Source organism: Streptacidiphilus sp. MAP5-3 (genome assembly GCF_041262505.1).
Taxonomy (GTDB): Bacteria; Actinomycetota; Actinomycetes; order Streptomycetales; family Streptomycetaceae; genus Streptacidiphilus.
Genome location: NZ_JBGCCL010000016.1, coordinates 84,079 through 99,845 on the forward strand (window position 1 = coordinate 84,079; position 15,767 = coordinate 99,845).

The 15,767-nt window shown below is 67.7% G+C and carries 5 protein-coding genes; 1 reads left to right on the top strand and 4 read right to left on the bottom strand.

The genetic code is table 11. The features are described 5' to 3' along the window. Positions 1 to 92 precede the first annotated feature (92 nt). The 4 genes from ABH928_RS23115 to ABH928_RS23130 all read right to left on the bottom strand — a co-directional run bounded on the left by ABH928_RS23115 (position 93) and on the right by ABH928_RS23130 (position 6,695). Entirely contained in the window at positions 93 to 377 is a 285-nt protein-coding gene (locus ABH928_RS23115; RefSeq protein ID WP_370069503.1) for a hypothetical protein, read from the bottom strand. Beyond that, positions 374 to 1,600: a lytic transglycosylase domain-containing protein gene (locus ABH928_RS23120; protein ID WP_370069505.1), complete on the bottom strand. Its 1,227-nt coding sequence runs from the start codon at positions 1,598 to 1,600 to the stop codon at positions 374 to 376. Before ABH928_RS23120 ends, ABH928_RS23115 begins: the two co-directional genes overlap by 4 nt. Positions 1,601 to 1,779: 179 nt before the next feature. Continuing rightward, positions 1,780 to 2,040 carry a hypothetical protein gene (locus ABH928_RS23125; RefSeq protein WP_370069507.1) on the bottom strand — a complete coding sequence of 87 codons (261 nt, stop codon included), beginning with the start codon at positions 2,038 to 2,040 and terminating at the stop codon, positions 1,780 to 1,782. 98 nt (positions 2,041 to 2,138) lie between these two features. Next, positions 2,139 to 6,695 carry a ricin-type beta-trefoil lectin domain protein gene (locus tag ABH928_RS23130; protein ID WP_370069509.1) on the bottom strand — a complete coding sequence of 1,519 codons (4,557 nt, stop codon included), beginning with the start codon at positions 6,693 to 6,695 and terminating at the stop codon, positions 2,139 to 2,141. Positions 6,696 to 7,089: 394 nt separating this feature from the next. Between ABH928_RS23130 and ABH928_RS23135 the strand changes: the two genes are divergently transcribed. Next, positions 7,090 to 15,753 carry a polymorphic toxin-type HINT domain-containing protein gene (locus ABH928_RS23135; RefSeq protein ID WP_370069511.1) on the top strand — a complete coding sequence of 2,888 codons (8,664 nt, stop codon included), beginning with the start codon at positions 7,090 to 7,092 and terminating at the stop codon, positions 15,751 to 15,753. Positions 15,754 to 15,767 lie beyond the last annotated feature (14 nt).

A 15,767-nucleotide genomic window follows, 5' to 3' on the forward strand; every position in this document is an offset into this window, starting at 1 on the left:
CCTCGTGTCGCCGCGGTGGCCCCCCAGAACTCTGGCCGATTTTCGAAGAGCCGCTCAGACGAGGCTCTGTAGCGGTGAATGACCAGGTCCTCTCAGATTGGAAGTTTGCCAATGGGCGCGAGGGCTGCTGTGGCCAGGTTGACGAGTTCAGGGGCTCCGGTGCACAGGTCGCGCACCTTCTGCAGCACGCTTGTTGCCGTGGTCCTGCCGTCGGGCTGGTCCAGTTCCTGTTCTATGACGAGGTCAACCAGGGTCGCGGCTTGGACCAACCCGTGGCCCTCGGCCTCGGTGTGGCGTGCGGCCATCACCAGCTCGTAGTGGCGGGAGCGACGGAACTTCGGGTCGAGGGACTCCTCGAAGGCACGTCGTCGGGTCACGGGCTCGGTGCGGCCGGTCCGGACCGGGTTGGTGTGGTGGTGGGAGTGGTGCAGCTGCTCGGTGTGGGGGAGGCGGTGGGGCTGGCTGTTCCGGTTGGTGTTGGCGTTGCGGAGTGGGAGGGTGTCGGGGTCGTGGTGCTGGTCGGGGTGGGGCTGCTGGTTGGGGAGCAGACCGGGCCAGGGGGAGTCGGGGAGCTAGACGGCGTCGCTGTGGGCCTGGGGCTGGCGGGCGTTGGGGTGGGACGGCTGGTCGGACTCGCTGAGCGGGATGGTGGTGGTGTGGGCGTCCGAGTTGCTGTGGGTGCGATCGTTGGGTGTGCGGCGCTCGTGCTGGGGGTCGGGTGGCTGGTCGTCGGCGTGCTGCCGCCGGGGATGAGGGGTGTGCTGCTCGTTGTGGGGGCGGGGGTGGTGTGGTGTTGGTAGTAGGTGATCCAGGCGGTGACGGTGGCCAGGTAGGCGGGGGAGTTGTTGTAGCTGAGGATTGCGGCGTCGAGATCGGCGGCGTGGGCGAGGTCTCGTCCGTCTGCGCAGAGGTAGTGGCCTGCGGCGAGGGCGGCGTCGTAGACGTTGTTGGGGTCGGCGACGTGGTCGCCGTTGCCGTCGGCGCCCCAGGTGGCCCAGGTGGTGGGGATGAACTGCATGGGGCCTGCGGCGCGGGCCCAACCGCCGCCGCTCGATGCGGGGATGGCGGCGTTGCCGCTGGTGCCGTTCAGGACGGGTCCGAGGATGGGGGTGCGGGTGGTGCCGTTGGCGGTGACGTTGCCGTCGTTGGCCTGGCCTGACTCGACCTGGCCGATGCCGGCGAGCACGGTCCAGGAGAGGTGGCAGCCGGGATCGCTTGCGGCGATGGAGCGTTGAGCATCGATGTAGGCGGCTTCGACGATCGTGGGGATGTCGCTCCCGCCGACTGCGACCGAGTTCCCGCCGCCGCTGGTCGTGCCCCGAGACCCGGGGGCGGTCGAGGCGGCGACGGTGGGGGCGCTGGTCGGGGGGAGCGCGGTGTGCAGGGGTGTGCTGTTGCCGGTAGCGGAATGCGGTGGGGTGGCTGACGAGGCGACGGCGGGCGGCGTCGCGGTGGCGAGCGCGGCCAGCGCGGCCACGCCTGCGGCGGCGGTGGCCGCGAGCCATTTGCGGGCTCGATCCTTCCTCCGAGGGTGTCGGACGCGTGTTGTGACCACATGGCGGGCGGCGGGACGTCGGTGGCTGGCGGGCCTGAGGCTCATGGCAGTTGAGGTTTCTGACGGTGGCGCGCGAGCGCGCGTATGTACTTTGCGGCGTGGTCGGTCTTGGCGCCACGGGCGGGCCGCTCGGACGTTGGGGGCGAGGCCGCCGAGCGGTTCCCGCCCCTTCCCTCGCGCGTAGAGGCTGGAGAGGCTGTTCCGTGGTGCGTGGCCTGCGGAGTCTATGAGGTGGCGGCCATGACTATGCCGGCCACGAGGCAGAGGGCAGCAAGACCGGTGAGGATCCATGCGGCGACGGTGAGGATGGTCGAGCTGACGCGCTGGATCTGCTGCCCGCCGGGAGACAGGGCGGGGTCGGTGCTGCGGCTGCGGGTGCCCCGTGCGATGAAGAACGTCATGGCTGCGAGGAGTGCGCAGACGACGGTGAGGTAGATGAAGTTGCCCGGGGTGGTCTGCTGTCCTGCGGCGATGTAGAGCGCCATGTGATTCCTTATGTTGCGGGTGAGGAGTGCGATTGCTGCCCGGGACCGGGCTGGGAGCCGAAAGTAGCCGACTCCCAGCCCGATTCTGCGCCCGGGCGTCAGTTGAGGTTGGTGATGGTGGTGTTGTCGCCCAGAGCTGCGGCGTCGGCGTCTGGGAGCGCGGTGTTGTAGACGTGGACGTCGGCGATCTGGCCGGGGAAGTTGGCCTGGCTGCCGGTGCCTGCGTTGTCGCTACCGCCGACCAGGAACGGCCCGTTGGCGTCCCACGGAGTCGGGTCGTTTCCGGATCCGGCAAGGTGACCGTTGATGTAGAGGCTCATGTTCCCGGTGATGGCGTCGAAGACACCGACCAGATGGGTCCAGGCCCCGACAGCTGGGGTGTTGCCGTAGCCGGCGCTGTAGTACGTGGTCGGGCTGGTGCTGTCGCTGCTGGGCGATACGAGGGCCCAGCCGTGCAAGGCACTTGAGTACTGCAGGTAGAAGCCGCACCGTGCGCCGGTCGCGTCGCGCTGGGCCAGCACGGTGTAGTAGCTGCTCGCGCCGGGAGCGGTCGTGAGCTTGGCCCACGCGGAGACGGTGTAGCTGCCGGTGGTCGCGATGGTCTGCCCGCTGGTCGAGCCGTATTGAGTGGTGCCGTCCAGCAGGAGGCTCTCCCCTGTCGGGTTGTTCTGCAGCGTGGGGTCGGCGGCGACCAGCGTGGCATCGGCCTTCCAGTCGGAACTGCCGTTCAGGGTCAGCTGGTTGGCGGCTGCTGAGTTCAGGCTGTCGGCTGCCGTGCTGCCGCTGCCCTCGGACAGGTTCCACCAGTCCGTGGCGGTGTTGGTGACCGTGCCCAGGCTGATCGGGCTGCCGAAGACGGCGGTGGTGCCCGACGGGGCCGCGCCGGGATACTCGATCAACTGGCCGTTGGTGTCCGCGACGTAGAGGTCGGGATTGCCGTCAGGGCCGCCGCTCGGGCTGTTGACGTCGCCGGGGGAGGCGAAGCCGGGGTATTGGGAGGCGGGCAGGACAGGGGCGAGCGCGGTGGCTGGGGAGGTGTCCCAACCCGCGGTGGCGCTGCTGGTCCAGTTCTGCTCGGGACCGCCGTCGCATGTCCAAAGGATCAGTTGGGTGCCGTTGGTGGTGTTGGAACTGGGGTCCGCCAGGCACTTGCCCGACTGCGGGTTGATCAGCGATCCGTTGGCTCCGGACTGCCACACCTGGGAGCCGGTGCCGTCGCACTGGTAGAGCTGGATCAGGGTGCCGTTGGCGGTACCGCCGCTGGTGGCGTCCATGCACTTGCCGAGTACTCGCAGGGACCCGTCGGCGGCTGCGGTCCAGGACTGGGCGATGCTGTTGTTGCAGGTCCAGACCTGGATGACGTTGCCGTCGGTGGTGCCCTGCTTGTTGTCGTCGACGCACAGGTTCCCGCTGCTCGGGACGACCGCGGACTGCAGCGCGGTGTGCACGGGGGCGTGTAGCAGGGCGGGGATGTTCTCGCTTGTGCCGTCCTGGCGCGTCTCGGGGGTATTCAGCGTCAGCGGGAAGCTGTAGACGCTGCCCGTGGCGTCATCTCGCGCGAACAGTGTCGGCGTGCCCGGAGTCCAGGAGCCGCTGGCGTAGGTGGAGCCGACATTGCCTTCAGTGAGGGTGAAGCCGGTCCAGTCGCCGTCGCCCAGGAGGACGGGGTTGATCAGACTCGGGCCGGTGGTGGTCTGGTAGAGCCACAGCTGGCGGGTGGTGGTGCCCGGCTTGGTCTGGGGGATGATCACGAAGGTGGAGTTGCCGTTGCCGATCAGGTCGCCCGCCGCGGTCAGCCCTGTGACCTGGGACCAGTCGGAAGGCTGACCCACGGTGCTTCCGCAGCGGGTGGTGTCCTTGATCAGGCAGGAGGGCTGGTTGGTGATGTCGGTGTGCAGGCCGAGCGTGAAGCCCGGGGTGGAGGTCGGTGAACCGGGGGTGCCGCTGGGGGCGTTGATGTCGTTGACGACGATGAACATGTGCTTGGCGCCGGTGCCGGTGGTGTTGTGGTCGTAGGCGAATAGGTCGTCGACCTTGCCGCCGACCGCGCTGCCGCGGTGGGCGAGGTAGTAGTTGTTCCAGCCGTCTCCGGCCGGGCTCTGTGCCGCGGTGGAAAGCAGGGTGGGTGAGGCCCCCGGTCCGCTGTCGCCGCTGATCATGTCGAGGTCGCCGGTCTTGGTGACGGCGACCAGGTCGGGGATCTGGTCGCCGGACAGGTCACCGGCCATGATCTTCGTGTTGGGGTTCCACGGGACGTAGAAGGTGTAGCTGGTCGGGACCTGGGAGAGGTTGCCGGCCTTGTCCACGGCCGCGATGTAGAGGGTGTGCACGCCCCAGTTCGGCAGCGGCGCGGTGATCGTGGCGGCGGCGGTGGGGGCACCGGTGCTGTCGGTTCCGGTGCTGGAGTCGCCTACGCTGCCGCCGTTGTCCAAGACCGTGGGCTGGCCGTCGAGCTTCCACAGGAAGTGGTCGACGCCGCTGGCCTGGCAGGTGCCGGCGGTGCAGGTGTTCGCCGGGAGCGGGTCGGTGGCGCTGACCTGGACGCTGAGCTGCGTGGTGGAGCCGGCGTACTGGACCGGGTTGGCCGCCCCGTTGCCGACCTGAGGGAAGGAGGGGTCGCCAGCGGTGACGGCCGGGGTGGCCGGCGGGGTGGCGTCGTAGACGAAGTGGCACTCCGTCACCCACGGTGAGGTCAGGTGCAGGCTCGTGTCGTCCTCGCCGCGGATGGCCCAGCCGTAGGAGTGGCCGTCCTGCGGGGTGATGCTGGTGCTTTCACTGCCGCCGGAGCCGACCCAGCCGACGGTCTTGTTGTTGACGACGGTGGCGCCGCCGCTGCCGTTGTTGAGGCTGTTGTCCCAGATATCGAAGTCGGCGGCGAGGTTCTCCCCGCTCATGTCCGTGGACAGGGTGCCGGTGAAGGTGACCCCGCTGGCGCCTGAGGCGCCGATCCAGCCGTTTCCGGTGTTGTTGCAGCCCGGTCCGGTCGGGTTGATCGACTGCGGGGTGGTGTGGTATCCGGTCGGCGTGTTCGGCGGCACGTCCAGGGTGGTGGTGACGCTGATCTGGGTGGAGAAGCGGAGGAAGTTGGCGTTGCTGCTCGACTCGGTTTCGTCGCCGCGCAGTTCGACCGTCCAGTTGGAGACGCCGGCGTTGACCAGACTCTGCATCTGGCTGGTCACCGTGAACACGGCGTCCTCGTTGCTGCAGCTGGAGCTCGAGTTCGAGCCGCTCGCGACGGTGGTGGACACCGCCGGGTAGTTGCCGTCGTTGGTGCCGGGCTGGTTGTTCCAGTCCGTGCCGGAGCCGATCGAGCCGACAGTGTGCAGAGTGACGGGCTGCTCCTGGGAGCAGCTCCAGCTCGCAGCGTAGGTGTCCCAGGCGTCCACCTGCGACTTGATCACCGTCGCGTCGGTGGGAATGCCGGACGGCAGTGCGAGAGTGTAGAGGGAGCGCTCCAGGCCGATACCGCAGCCGTCGCCCCATTGCTGGTAGCCGGCACCTTCACCGTCGGTCTGCGGGGTGTTGTACTGCGGAGACCCGGAGCATTCACTGCTCGAGTAGATCTCGTCGTAGTTGGTGTTCTTGGTGGTGTTGGTCGGATTGATCGACGGATCGATGTACACCGGGTAGGTGGTTCCCGAGCCGGTCAGCAGGTTCTGGTCCGGCGTCAGAGTCACCTGAGTGGTTGAGACTCCCATGCCGACCGGATCCACCTGGGCGCCGGTGCCGGGCGCTGCTGCGGTCGAGGTGGTGGTGTCGCCCGAGCCACTGGCGGTTGCTGTTGTGGAGCTCGGGGACGGTGACGGGCTCGACGTGGGTGAACCGCTGGACGAGGGTGAGGGCGAGGCGGTGGCGTCCGCCGTCGTGGCCATGCTCTTGACCTGGGCCTGCGGGGTTGCCGCAGTGGAGGCGCCGCCGGTGCTGGAGTCCCACATGACCGGCTTCGGGGCGGTGAAGTACACCGTGCCGTCGGAGGCGGCCGCCTGCAGGTCGCCCTGTGCGTCGGTGCCCAGCGTCAGGCCCTTGGCCGTGGCGGACAGCGTCAGGGTCTTCAGATCGGGGTTGGCAGCCGCCGTCGCGTCGTGGACGACGAGTGTCTCCGCGAAGCCGCCCTGGTCGGTGACCCGCACGGACAGGTCGACACCGGGCAGCACCGACGCATACAGCGCAGTCGACCCGGTGACCGTGGGGGCGGGCAGGGAGAACGGCAGGGAGTAGGAGACCGTGCCGCCGGCGGGATCCGTCATGGTAGCCAGCGGGCCGGCGCCGCCGCCGGACAAGACCAGTCCGCTCGGCGTGGCGGCAGGGCTGTAGCTGCCGTCACTGTTCTCGGCCAGCGCGGCATTGACCGGCGTCCAAGCGCCGTACTGCTGGACCCGGACCGGCAGAAGACTGTCAGTGAACGAGAGCGTTCCGTCCGGATTGGCCGTCAACTGCTCTGTCTGCGTGGTCGCAGAGGCGACCACCACGGGCTGCCCGGTCGACGACGCTTGAGCCAGGGCGGTCGCGACCGGCGAGGTACTGGGCGTGGACGGGTCCGGCCCCGCGCTCGGAGTGGGGTCCGGCATCAAGCCGCTGGACGCGAACGCCGGCGCGGTCAGGCCTGTCACCGCGAGCGAGACGGCGAGCGGCACGAGGGCCCAACGCGGCGTCAATGATCGTTTTCTGCGTCGAGTTCGGGCTCTCAAGGATGCTGACATGGGCCTTCCTGGTTCCAAAGGGTCCCGCGAGAATGCGTGACAAATCTCACTGCGGGCTCACGAAGTGGATTCGCGCGCTGTCCGTTTTGCTGACGGATGCCAGCCTTCGTCTCCGCACGGAACGGACACATCGGGCGCAAAACCTACGCAGCGACAGCACACAAAGCTCGGACAGGGTATGGCGCACTGTCATGCCCATCAATAGCCTCCCGTTGCCGCTGATCTTCGGGCGGTTTGTGCCTTTGGCAGTTCGGGTCCGGGCTGCCTGGTGGATCCTGGGAGCAACAAAATGGCTGGCAGACGGCGCTGGTTCGCGAGCGTGCGACACCGGATATGGAGCCGCGGAGCGGTGACGGCCACGGCGCTCGTCGCGGCGTTCGTGGTGCTGCCACCAATGGCCGTCGCCGATGGAGTGACGGGGTACCACTTCGACGGCTCCATCTGGAATCCGCGCGCGCTGCCGTCCCTGCCGGTCGTGAGCGGCCACGCACTGACGGGTGCTCCGGCCACGGGGCTGCCGAAGGGCGACAAGGCCATCGGCCACTACACGCCCCAGGCACCGGCGTGGCCTGCGGCGGGGACCAGTACAGTCGCGCTGACGCGATCCGTCGCAGTCACCCCCTCGGCCACACCCACCCCCACCGGGAGCGCCTCGGCCTCCGCAAGGGCCGGAGCCCACGCGAGCTCGCACACCACGGCCAGTGCCCAGGCCTCGGTCGTCGCGAGTGCCTCTTCGGCTGCCGCAGCACGGGCCACTGCCGGCACGGCCGGCACTGTTCCAGTGACCGGCCCGGTCAAGGCGGGCTCGCTGCCCGTATGGGTCGGACCCGCACCGACGGCTCGGGGTGTGCACGCGAACACTGCCCTCGGCGCCGCACTGGCCCGGGTGGCGGTCCAAGTGGCCTCCCACCAGCAGGCGCTGGCAGCGGGCGCGAACGGGATGCTCGTCGGCCTCAGCCGCGCTGACGGTGCGACCGGTGCGGGCTCGGTGCAGGTCGTCATCGACTACGCGTCCCTGGCGAAGGCATACGGCGGCGGCTACGGTTCGCGACTTGAGCTGTTCCAGCTCCCGGCATGTGCCCTGACCACCCCTGGCGCGAAGGGCTGCGACACCCGCACCCCACTGACGTTCACCAACCGTCCCGCCGCCGACCAGTTGGTGGCCACGGTTGACGTGGGCAGCGGCAGCGTGACCACCTCCACTGGTGCGGCGTCACGGGCGGCGGCCCGGACGGCGTTGGCGCCGATGGACACCACCTCGAACATGTCGCTGGTCGGCGTCTCTTCCGGCGACGCCGGTTCGCAGGGCAACTACGCGGCCACGTCATTGAGCCCGTCGGGATCCTGGCAGGCGTCGGCGACGGGGTCGTTCACGTACTCGTATCCGATCACCGTTCCGGCCGCGCTCGGCGGTAACGACCCGTCGGTGGGGTTCTCCTACGACTCGCAGTCGGTGGACGGGGAGACCTCAGCCCGCAACTCGCAGTCGTCGTGGATCGGTGACGGCTGGGACTACCAGTCCGGTTACATCGAGCGCTCCTACCGCGGCTGTGGCTCGCTGCTGAACTCGGACGGCACGCACGTGGTCAAGGGCTCGGGCGACGAGTGCTGGGCCGGCGACAACGCGACGATCTCCTTCGGCTCGCACTCCGGGCAGTTGGTCCCGACGGCCAAGGACACTTCCGTCCCCGGGATCGTGGCGCAGTGGAAGCTGCAAGGCGATGACGGCACCATCGTGCAGGAGCTGTCCGGTGCCGACAATGGCCTGTTCCAGGGCATCTACTACCGGGTCCTGTCCACGGACGGCTCGATCGCGTACTTCGGTTCCGACCACGCCCCGTCTTCGACCGCGGAGAACGCGAGCCCGCAGTCGGGCACGCCGACCGACTCCTCGACGAACTCGGCGTGGGGGGAGCCGGTGCTCCACCCGGTCTCCGGAGACCCTTGCTACAACTCCAGCACCGGCACGGCCTCGAAGTGCTCCACGAATGAGGGTTGGCGCTGGAACCTGGACTTCGTCGTCTCCCCGACCGGGTTCGTGCAGCGCTACGACTACACGCCTGAGACGAACTATTACGACTTGGGTGGCGGGCAGGCTGCATCGGGCAGTTCGGGCACGCTGACGTCCTACACACGCGGCGGTGTCCTCTCCTCCATCTCCTACGGCTACCAGCTTGCCGACGAGTTGGCTGGGCGGACGGCCGGGGCGCAGGTCGACTTCGTCACCGCGCAGCGCTGCCAGACCAGCTCCAGCTTCGACTGCACCCAGGGCATCACGGACTCCAACGCGACGAACTGGCCGGACGTCCCCTTTGACCTGGCCTGCGGGGCAGGTGACACCACCACACTGCCAGCGGGCTCGACCTCGGTCCCGGCGGGAACGTGCATCACCTCGTCTCCGACGTTCTGGTCGCAGCTCCGGCTGGACCAGGTGGTCACCAAGGTCCACGTGAAGGACCCCAGCAGCGGTACGGACAAGGGCCTGGTGCCCGTGGACACCTACCAGCTGGGACAGGTTTACTCCGACGCCGGTGGCTCGGTGGACCCAGTCACGGGTACCACTGTCGACCCCACCGACGCCGGTGAGTTGCAGTCGGTGATGTGGCTGCAGTCCATCACGCACACCGGCGACGCCGACTCTTACGACGGCGGCAGCAGCCCGATCACCCTCAACCAGATTTCCTTCACCGGCACCGAGATCGACAACCGCGTCAACGACTCGAGCCCGGCCGCGCCGCCGCTGTACCGGCCGCGCATTGCCTCGATCCAGACCGAGACCGGCGAGGGAGTGGCGGTTGAGTACAACAGCACACCCTGCGCGGGACTGACGCTGTCGTTCTCCACAGCCGACACCAACACGAACTCCTGCTACCCGGTGTACTGGACTCCGCCTGGGGAGTCGAAGCCGGTTCAGGACTGGTTCAACAAGGTCACCGTCCACCAGGTGACTGCCTCGGACCTGACGATCGCTCACACGTATGTCCCCGGCCAGACCAAGGTGGTCTCGGGATCCGCACAGCACGTCTCGGTCTACTCCTACGGCACCCCGGCGTGGCACCGCGACGACTCGGCGATGACGGACGATCAGTACCGTACGTGGGACCAGTTCCGCGGGTTCAGTACCGTCACCGTCGAGTCGGGCGATCCGACCACGTCCGATGCGATCACTGAGGTGACCACCAAGTACTTGCAGGGTATGGACGGTGACTACAACGCCGACGGTACCCAGAAGTCCGTCAAGGTCACCGACTCGGTCGGTGACCCGGTCACCGACAGCAACTGGCTGGCCGGTACCGCGCTGGAGACCGATACCTACACCCAGGCCGGCGGGTCCATCACGACCAAGACGATCACGCCGATCACCAACGTCACGCAGACCGACTCGGTCACGCAGACGCCGTGGACGGACTGGAACAGCACGGATGACCCGGGCACTACTCAGCCCACTCTGTCGACGCTCCCGCCGCTGACCAGTAACCGTGGCGCCGGAACTACCAGCCGCACGTACGCCTTGTTGGCGAACGGCACCTGGCGTGAGAACCAGACCGTCACCGCCGACGACGCTCAGGGTCGCCCGTCCACGGTCGACGCGACCGCTGACGTGACCAGTTCGAGCCCGACGGAAGCCTGTACCACCACCACGTACGCCACCCCGGGCAGCAGCACTCCGATGATGCTGACTTACCCCGACCAGGTCACCAAGGCCGCCGGGCCCTGCGGCACTCCGACAACCCTGCTGTCTGACCAGCAGATGTACTACGGCGGGAATGGCAGTCTGACCAGTCTGGGCACTTTGGGCCAGCTGGACGCGACCGGCCTGGTCACCGGCACCCGCATTGCCACCTCCTGCGCCAGCGGTGCCTACTGCACCGGCAGCGGTGAGAACTGGCAGACCACCGCGGCGATGACCTACGACGGCGCCGGGCGAACGGTCAAGACTCTCGACGCCGAAGGCCATGTGACCAGTACTGCCTACACTCCGGCGTGGAGCAGCACTGGCGGCAACACCAACCCGACCACCATCGTCTCAACCAACCCGCAGGGCTGGACCACCACCAGCAAGCTCGACCCGCTCCGCGCGCAGGCCACCGAGAACACGGACGCCAACGGGCGTGTCACGGACATCACCTACGACGCGCTCGGACGTCGCACCGCCGTGTGGCTGCCCGACCGTTCGATGAGCGCCAACCCCACCAGCCCCAGCGAGTCGTTCTCCTACTCGATCAACCCTGGCGCCGTTCCCGCCCCGGGCGGGACCATCACCAACCCTGGCGCCCCGACCTCGGTCACCACGAACACACTGCGTGAGGACGGCAGCTACGCCACCTCGATCGCGATCTACGACGGGATGCTGCAGCCTCGTCAGACGCAGTCCAGCCCCGACGGCTCGAGCACCAGCGGGCGGCTGATCAGCGACACCTTCTACGACTCCCACGGCTGGGAGCGGTTGTCGTACGGTACCTACTATGACCCGAACAACTCCCCGTCCACCACTCTCTACGCTGCCGACGAGACCACGGTCCCGTCGGAGACGGCGACCGTGTACGACGGTCAGGGCCAGGCCACCGCCTCGGTGCTGTACCACCAGGGCGTCGAGCAGTGGCAGACCGACACCAGCTACCCGGGCGCGGACGAGACCGACACAAGCCAGATCCTGGACCCGAGCGGCAACGTGATCGCGGGCGCCGGAGGTACCTCGACCTCGACGTTCACCAATGCACTCGGCCAGACCACCTCGACCGTCGTCCACGACACCGACTCTATGGTCACACTGACCGGTGGTCAGGTCATCCCGTCCGGCACCTCGCTGACCTCGGGCACCTCCCGACTGGCGATGCAGGCCGACGGCAACCTGGTGCTGTACTCCGTGGCCACCGGCAAGGCCCTGTGGGCCGCCGGAACCATGAACAACCCCGGTGCGTACGCCCAGTTCGGCACGGACGGCAACCTGCACGTCTACAGCAGCACCGGGACCTCCCTGTGGAGCAGCAACCTCACCGCCACCACCGGCAGCACCCTGAAGCTGCAGAACGACGCCAACCTCGTCATCTACAACAGCGCCGGCACCTCAGTGTGGGCCAGCAACACCTACCTCAAGGCGAGTGTCGCCAACGCGACGACCAGCTACACCTACAACCCGGCCGGCCAGGTCTCCTCGGTCAAGGACAGCGCCGGGAACACGTGGTCCTACGAGTACAACCTGCTCGGCCAGAAGACCCAGCAGGTCGACCCCAACACCGGCACCTCCACTTTTGGACCGTACGACGCCCTGGGGAACCTGGAGCAGACCACCGACAGCCGCGGCCAGACGCTGTCCTACCAGTACGACTGGGACGGCCGCGTCACCGGCGAGTACACCGGCGCCTGGTCGGCCACGCCCAACCCGGCCGACCAGTTGACCGGCTACACGTACGACACCCTCGCCAAGGGCTACCCGACCTCCTCGACCCGGTACGTCGGCGGTGCCAGCGGCTCCGCGTACACCGAGGCGGTCACCGGCTACAACACGGCCTACCAGCCCACCGGCACGACGATGACGATTCCGGCCGGCGACGGGTTCGCCGCGGCGGGCCAGCCGGCGCCGCCGTCCAGCGGAACGGTGACCTACAGCCTCTCCTCCACCTACACCCCGAACACCGGCCTGCTGAACTCCACCAGCTACCAGGCCGACGGCAACCTGCCGGCCGAGACCGTCACCTACGGATACTGGGGCACCGACCAGCTGAACGGCTTTGGGTCGAGCATCTACGGTGCGCCTGGTTACCTGGCCCAGACCGGCTACGACGCGTTCGGGCGTGAGACCCAGGCGAACTACCAGACCCAGGCCAGCGGGAAGCAGTTCGCGACCACGGCCCAGTACGACCAGACCACCGGCGCGCTCACCCAGACCAGCGCCAGCCTGCAGACGCTCACATCCGCACTGGACGTCGTCAACTACCGCTACAACCAGGCCGGCGCGCTCACCTCGATCGACGACCTGCAGAACAACACCACCCACGACACCCAGTGCTTCACCTACAACTCCTTCAACCGCCTGACGCAGGCGTGGAGTGACACCGGCGGCACTACCAGCCCCAACACCGTCGACCCAACTGTCGGTGACATCGGCGGCTGCGCCAACGCAAGTCCGCAGACCAGCACCACCGCACCCATCAAGACCACCAGCGTTGGCGGCCCGGCACCGTACTGGCAGAGCTACACCTACGACCTGCTCGGCGACCGCACGAGCATGGTCAACCACGACACCACCGGCAACGCCCTCAACGACACCACCCAGACCATCGCCTACGCCGGAACCGACGGCACCACCGCAGCCAGCCTGCCCAACCAGGCGACCAGCATCACCAGCAGCAACCCCAGCCTGGGCACGACAACCACCACCCCCACCTACACCGACCCCAGCCACAACAACGCCAACGCAGGCGACACCACCGCCCGCAACACCAGCGGGCCGCTCGCCACCGCGTTCACCCTCTCCACCGGCGGCAAGCTCTGCCTGGACGACGCCTCGGGCTCCACCACCCCCGAGAACAAGGTCCAGATCTACACCTGCAACAGCACCAGCTCCCAGCAGTGGACCCTCGCCTCCGACGGCACCGTCCAGCTCACCGGCAAGGGCGTCTGCCTCGACACCGCCGCCGACGGCACCGCCCAGGGCACCAAGGTCGTCATCGACACCTGCGACCACACCAAGCCCACCCAGGAGTGGAAGCCCACCCCGAGCGGGACACTGGTCAACCTCGGCGCCAGCAACAGCTCCAGCAGCATGTGTCTGGCCGACCCCAGCTCCAGCGCCACCCTCGGAACCCAGATGATCATCTGGGGATGCGGTGCCGGAGGACAGACCTGGACCAGCCCCGGCGCCAGCCAGGCCCTCGCCTCACCGCAGACCTTCACCTACGACGCTGAAGGCCGCACCGCCACCGTCACCGACGCCGCCGGAACCGGCGCCCAGACCAGCAGCTACCTCTACGACGCCAGCGGCAACCTGCTGGAGCAGACCACCAGCGTCAACAACACTCCCCAGACTCGTGTCCTGTATCTGTTCGGCGGCGCCGAGCAGATCACCCAGCAGGTCCCGACCAAGTCCTGGACGGCCCTGCGTTACTACCCAGGCACCGACGGCACCACCCTCACTCGCTCCACCTCAGGCAGCCTCACCTACGAGGTCGCCAACGGGCAGGGCACCGCTGAGACCGCCATCGACGCCAGCTCACTGGCCGTCACCCGCCGCTACTACGACCCCTACGGCAACCCCCGCGGCACGCAACCCACCACCTGGGTCAGCGCGGACGAGAACCACGGCTACCTCGGCAAGCCCACCGACACCAACACCGGCCTCAACCTCCTCGGAGCCCGCACCTACGACCCCACCGAAGGCCGCTTCACCAGCCCCGACCCCGTCTTCGAAGCTGGCGACCCCAACCAGATGGGCGGCTACACCTACGCCGCCGACAACCCCTCAACCGGGCGCGACCCCACCGGCCTCATGGTCTGCGACGGCGGCATCTGCGGAAACCCACAAGCCTTCCAGCCAGGCGGATCCCTTGGCAGTGTTGGCAGCGCCGGCAAGGGCTCGACAGGCACTACCACCACCGTCACCACCACAACCACCACCACAACAACCTCCAGCAACGATGGCGGCTGCCACGGATTCTGGAGCTGCCTCGGCAGCATCGTCACCGACGTCGTCACCGTAGTCGTAGTCGTAGTAGTCCTCGTCACCGTCGCAGCAGCAGCAGTAGCCTGCGGCGAAACCGTCATCCTCGCCCCAGCCTGCATCATGGCGGCCTCAGCGGCCGCCAGCGAAGTAGCCGGCGTAGCCGGCCTGACGGGAGCCGAAGGCTGTCTCGAGATGGGCTGCGCCGGAGCAGGCACGGGCCCAGTCGACGAACCGACCACAACCGGAAGCACCGCCGGCCCTGCCTCCCATGACCAAACGGGAACCGACACGAGCGGCGGCGGTGGTACCAGTACCGAGGGCTCCGGCAGCGGATCGGCAGCAACCTCCGACAGCGCCGGCAGCGCAGCCACGGACACCAGCAAGGGCGGCACGGCCAACGACTCCACCGCTACCACCAACGACACCAACGCCTCCACCACCGGCTCCTCCAACCCCGCCAAGGGCAATGGCGGCACTGAGGTCAGCAGTTCCACGCCGAAGTGCAGTTTCTCGCCTGAGACCCCGGTCCTCATGGCGAATGGGACCACCAAGGCCATCGGCACCCTCAAGGTCGGGGACAAGGTCGAATCGGCCGACCCGAACACTGGCAAGGAAAAGGGCGCTCGTTCAGTCCAGCACGTCTGGATCAACCACGACACGGACCTCCTTGATGTCACCGTCAACGACGGCCACGGTCGCACCTCCGTCATCCACACCACTGCCAACCACCCGTTCTGGGACGACACCACCCACTCCTGGGTCCGCGCAGACCACCTCAAGCCCGGCCACAAGCTCGCCAGCACCAAGGGTCAGCACCCCACCGTCGTCAACACGAAGGTCACTCCGGGCGCGGCGAACCGCTGGAACCTGACTGTCCAGCAACTCCACACGTACTATGTGATGGCCGGATCGACGCCGATCTTGGTTCACAACACCGGCTGTCCGGCAAACGGAGGAATGTACGGCCGTTTGCAGCCTGCGGGGTCGGGAAATCAGATCAACCACATGCCTGCGGATGCCTCTACGGGGTCGCTGATAACAAAGTACAGTGGTCCGTCCATTCGCATGGATATCGCCGACCATGCTCAGCTGTACAGCACTGGCTATTACAGGGAGGCTCAGGCATGGCGTTCCTGGCAGAGTGAGTTGATCGGTCAGGGGAGAATTGATGACGCCATGCAGATGGACATCAATGATGTCCGAGCAAGGTTCGGAAACAAGTATGACGACGCGATAACTGAAATGATCGATAGCTTGGCCGACAATCCTCAGTACCAAGCTCAACGGACAGTTCCTCGCACCGGTGAGGTCTTCCCCGGCGGTCCACAGTGGCCAGCGGTGACTCCGTAGGGCAGGTAGACTCG

Excerpts from the sequence above, each read along its gene's own strand:
- ABH928_RS23120 (WP_370069505.1), bottom strand. The coding sequence starts at position 1,600 with ATGAGCCTCAGGCCCGCCAGCCACCGACGTCCCGCCGCCCGCCATGTG.
- ABH928_RS23125 (WP_370069507.1), bottom strand. The coding sequence starts at position 2,040 with ATGGCGCTCTACATCGCCGCAGGACAGCAGACCACCCCGGGCAACTTC.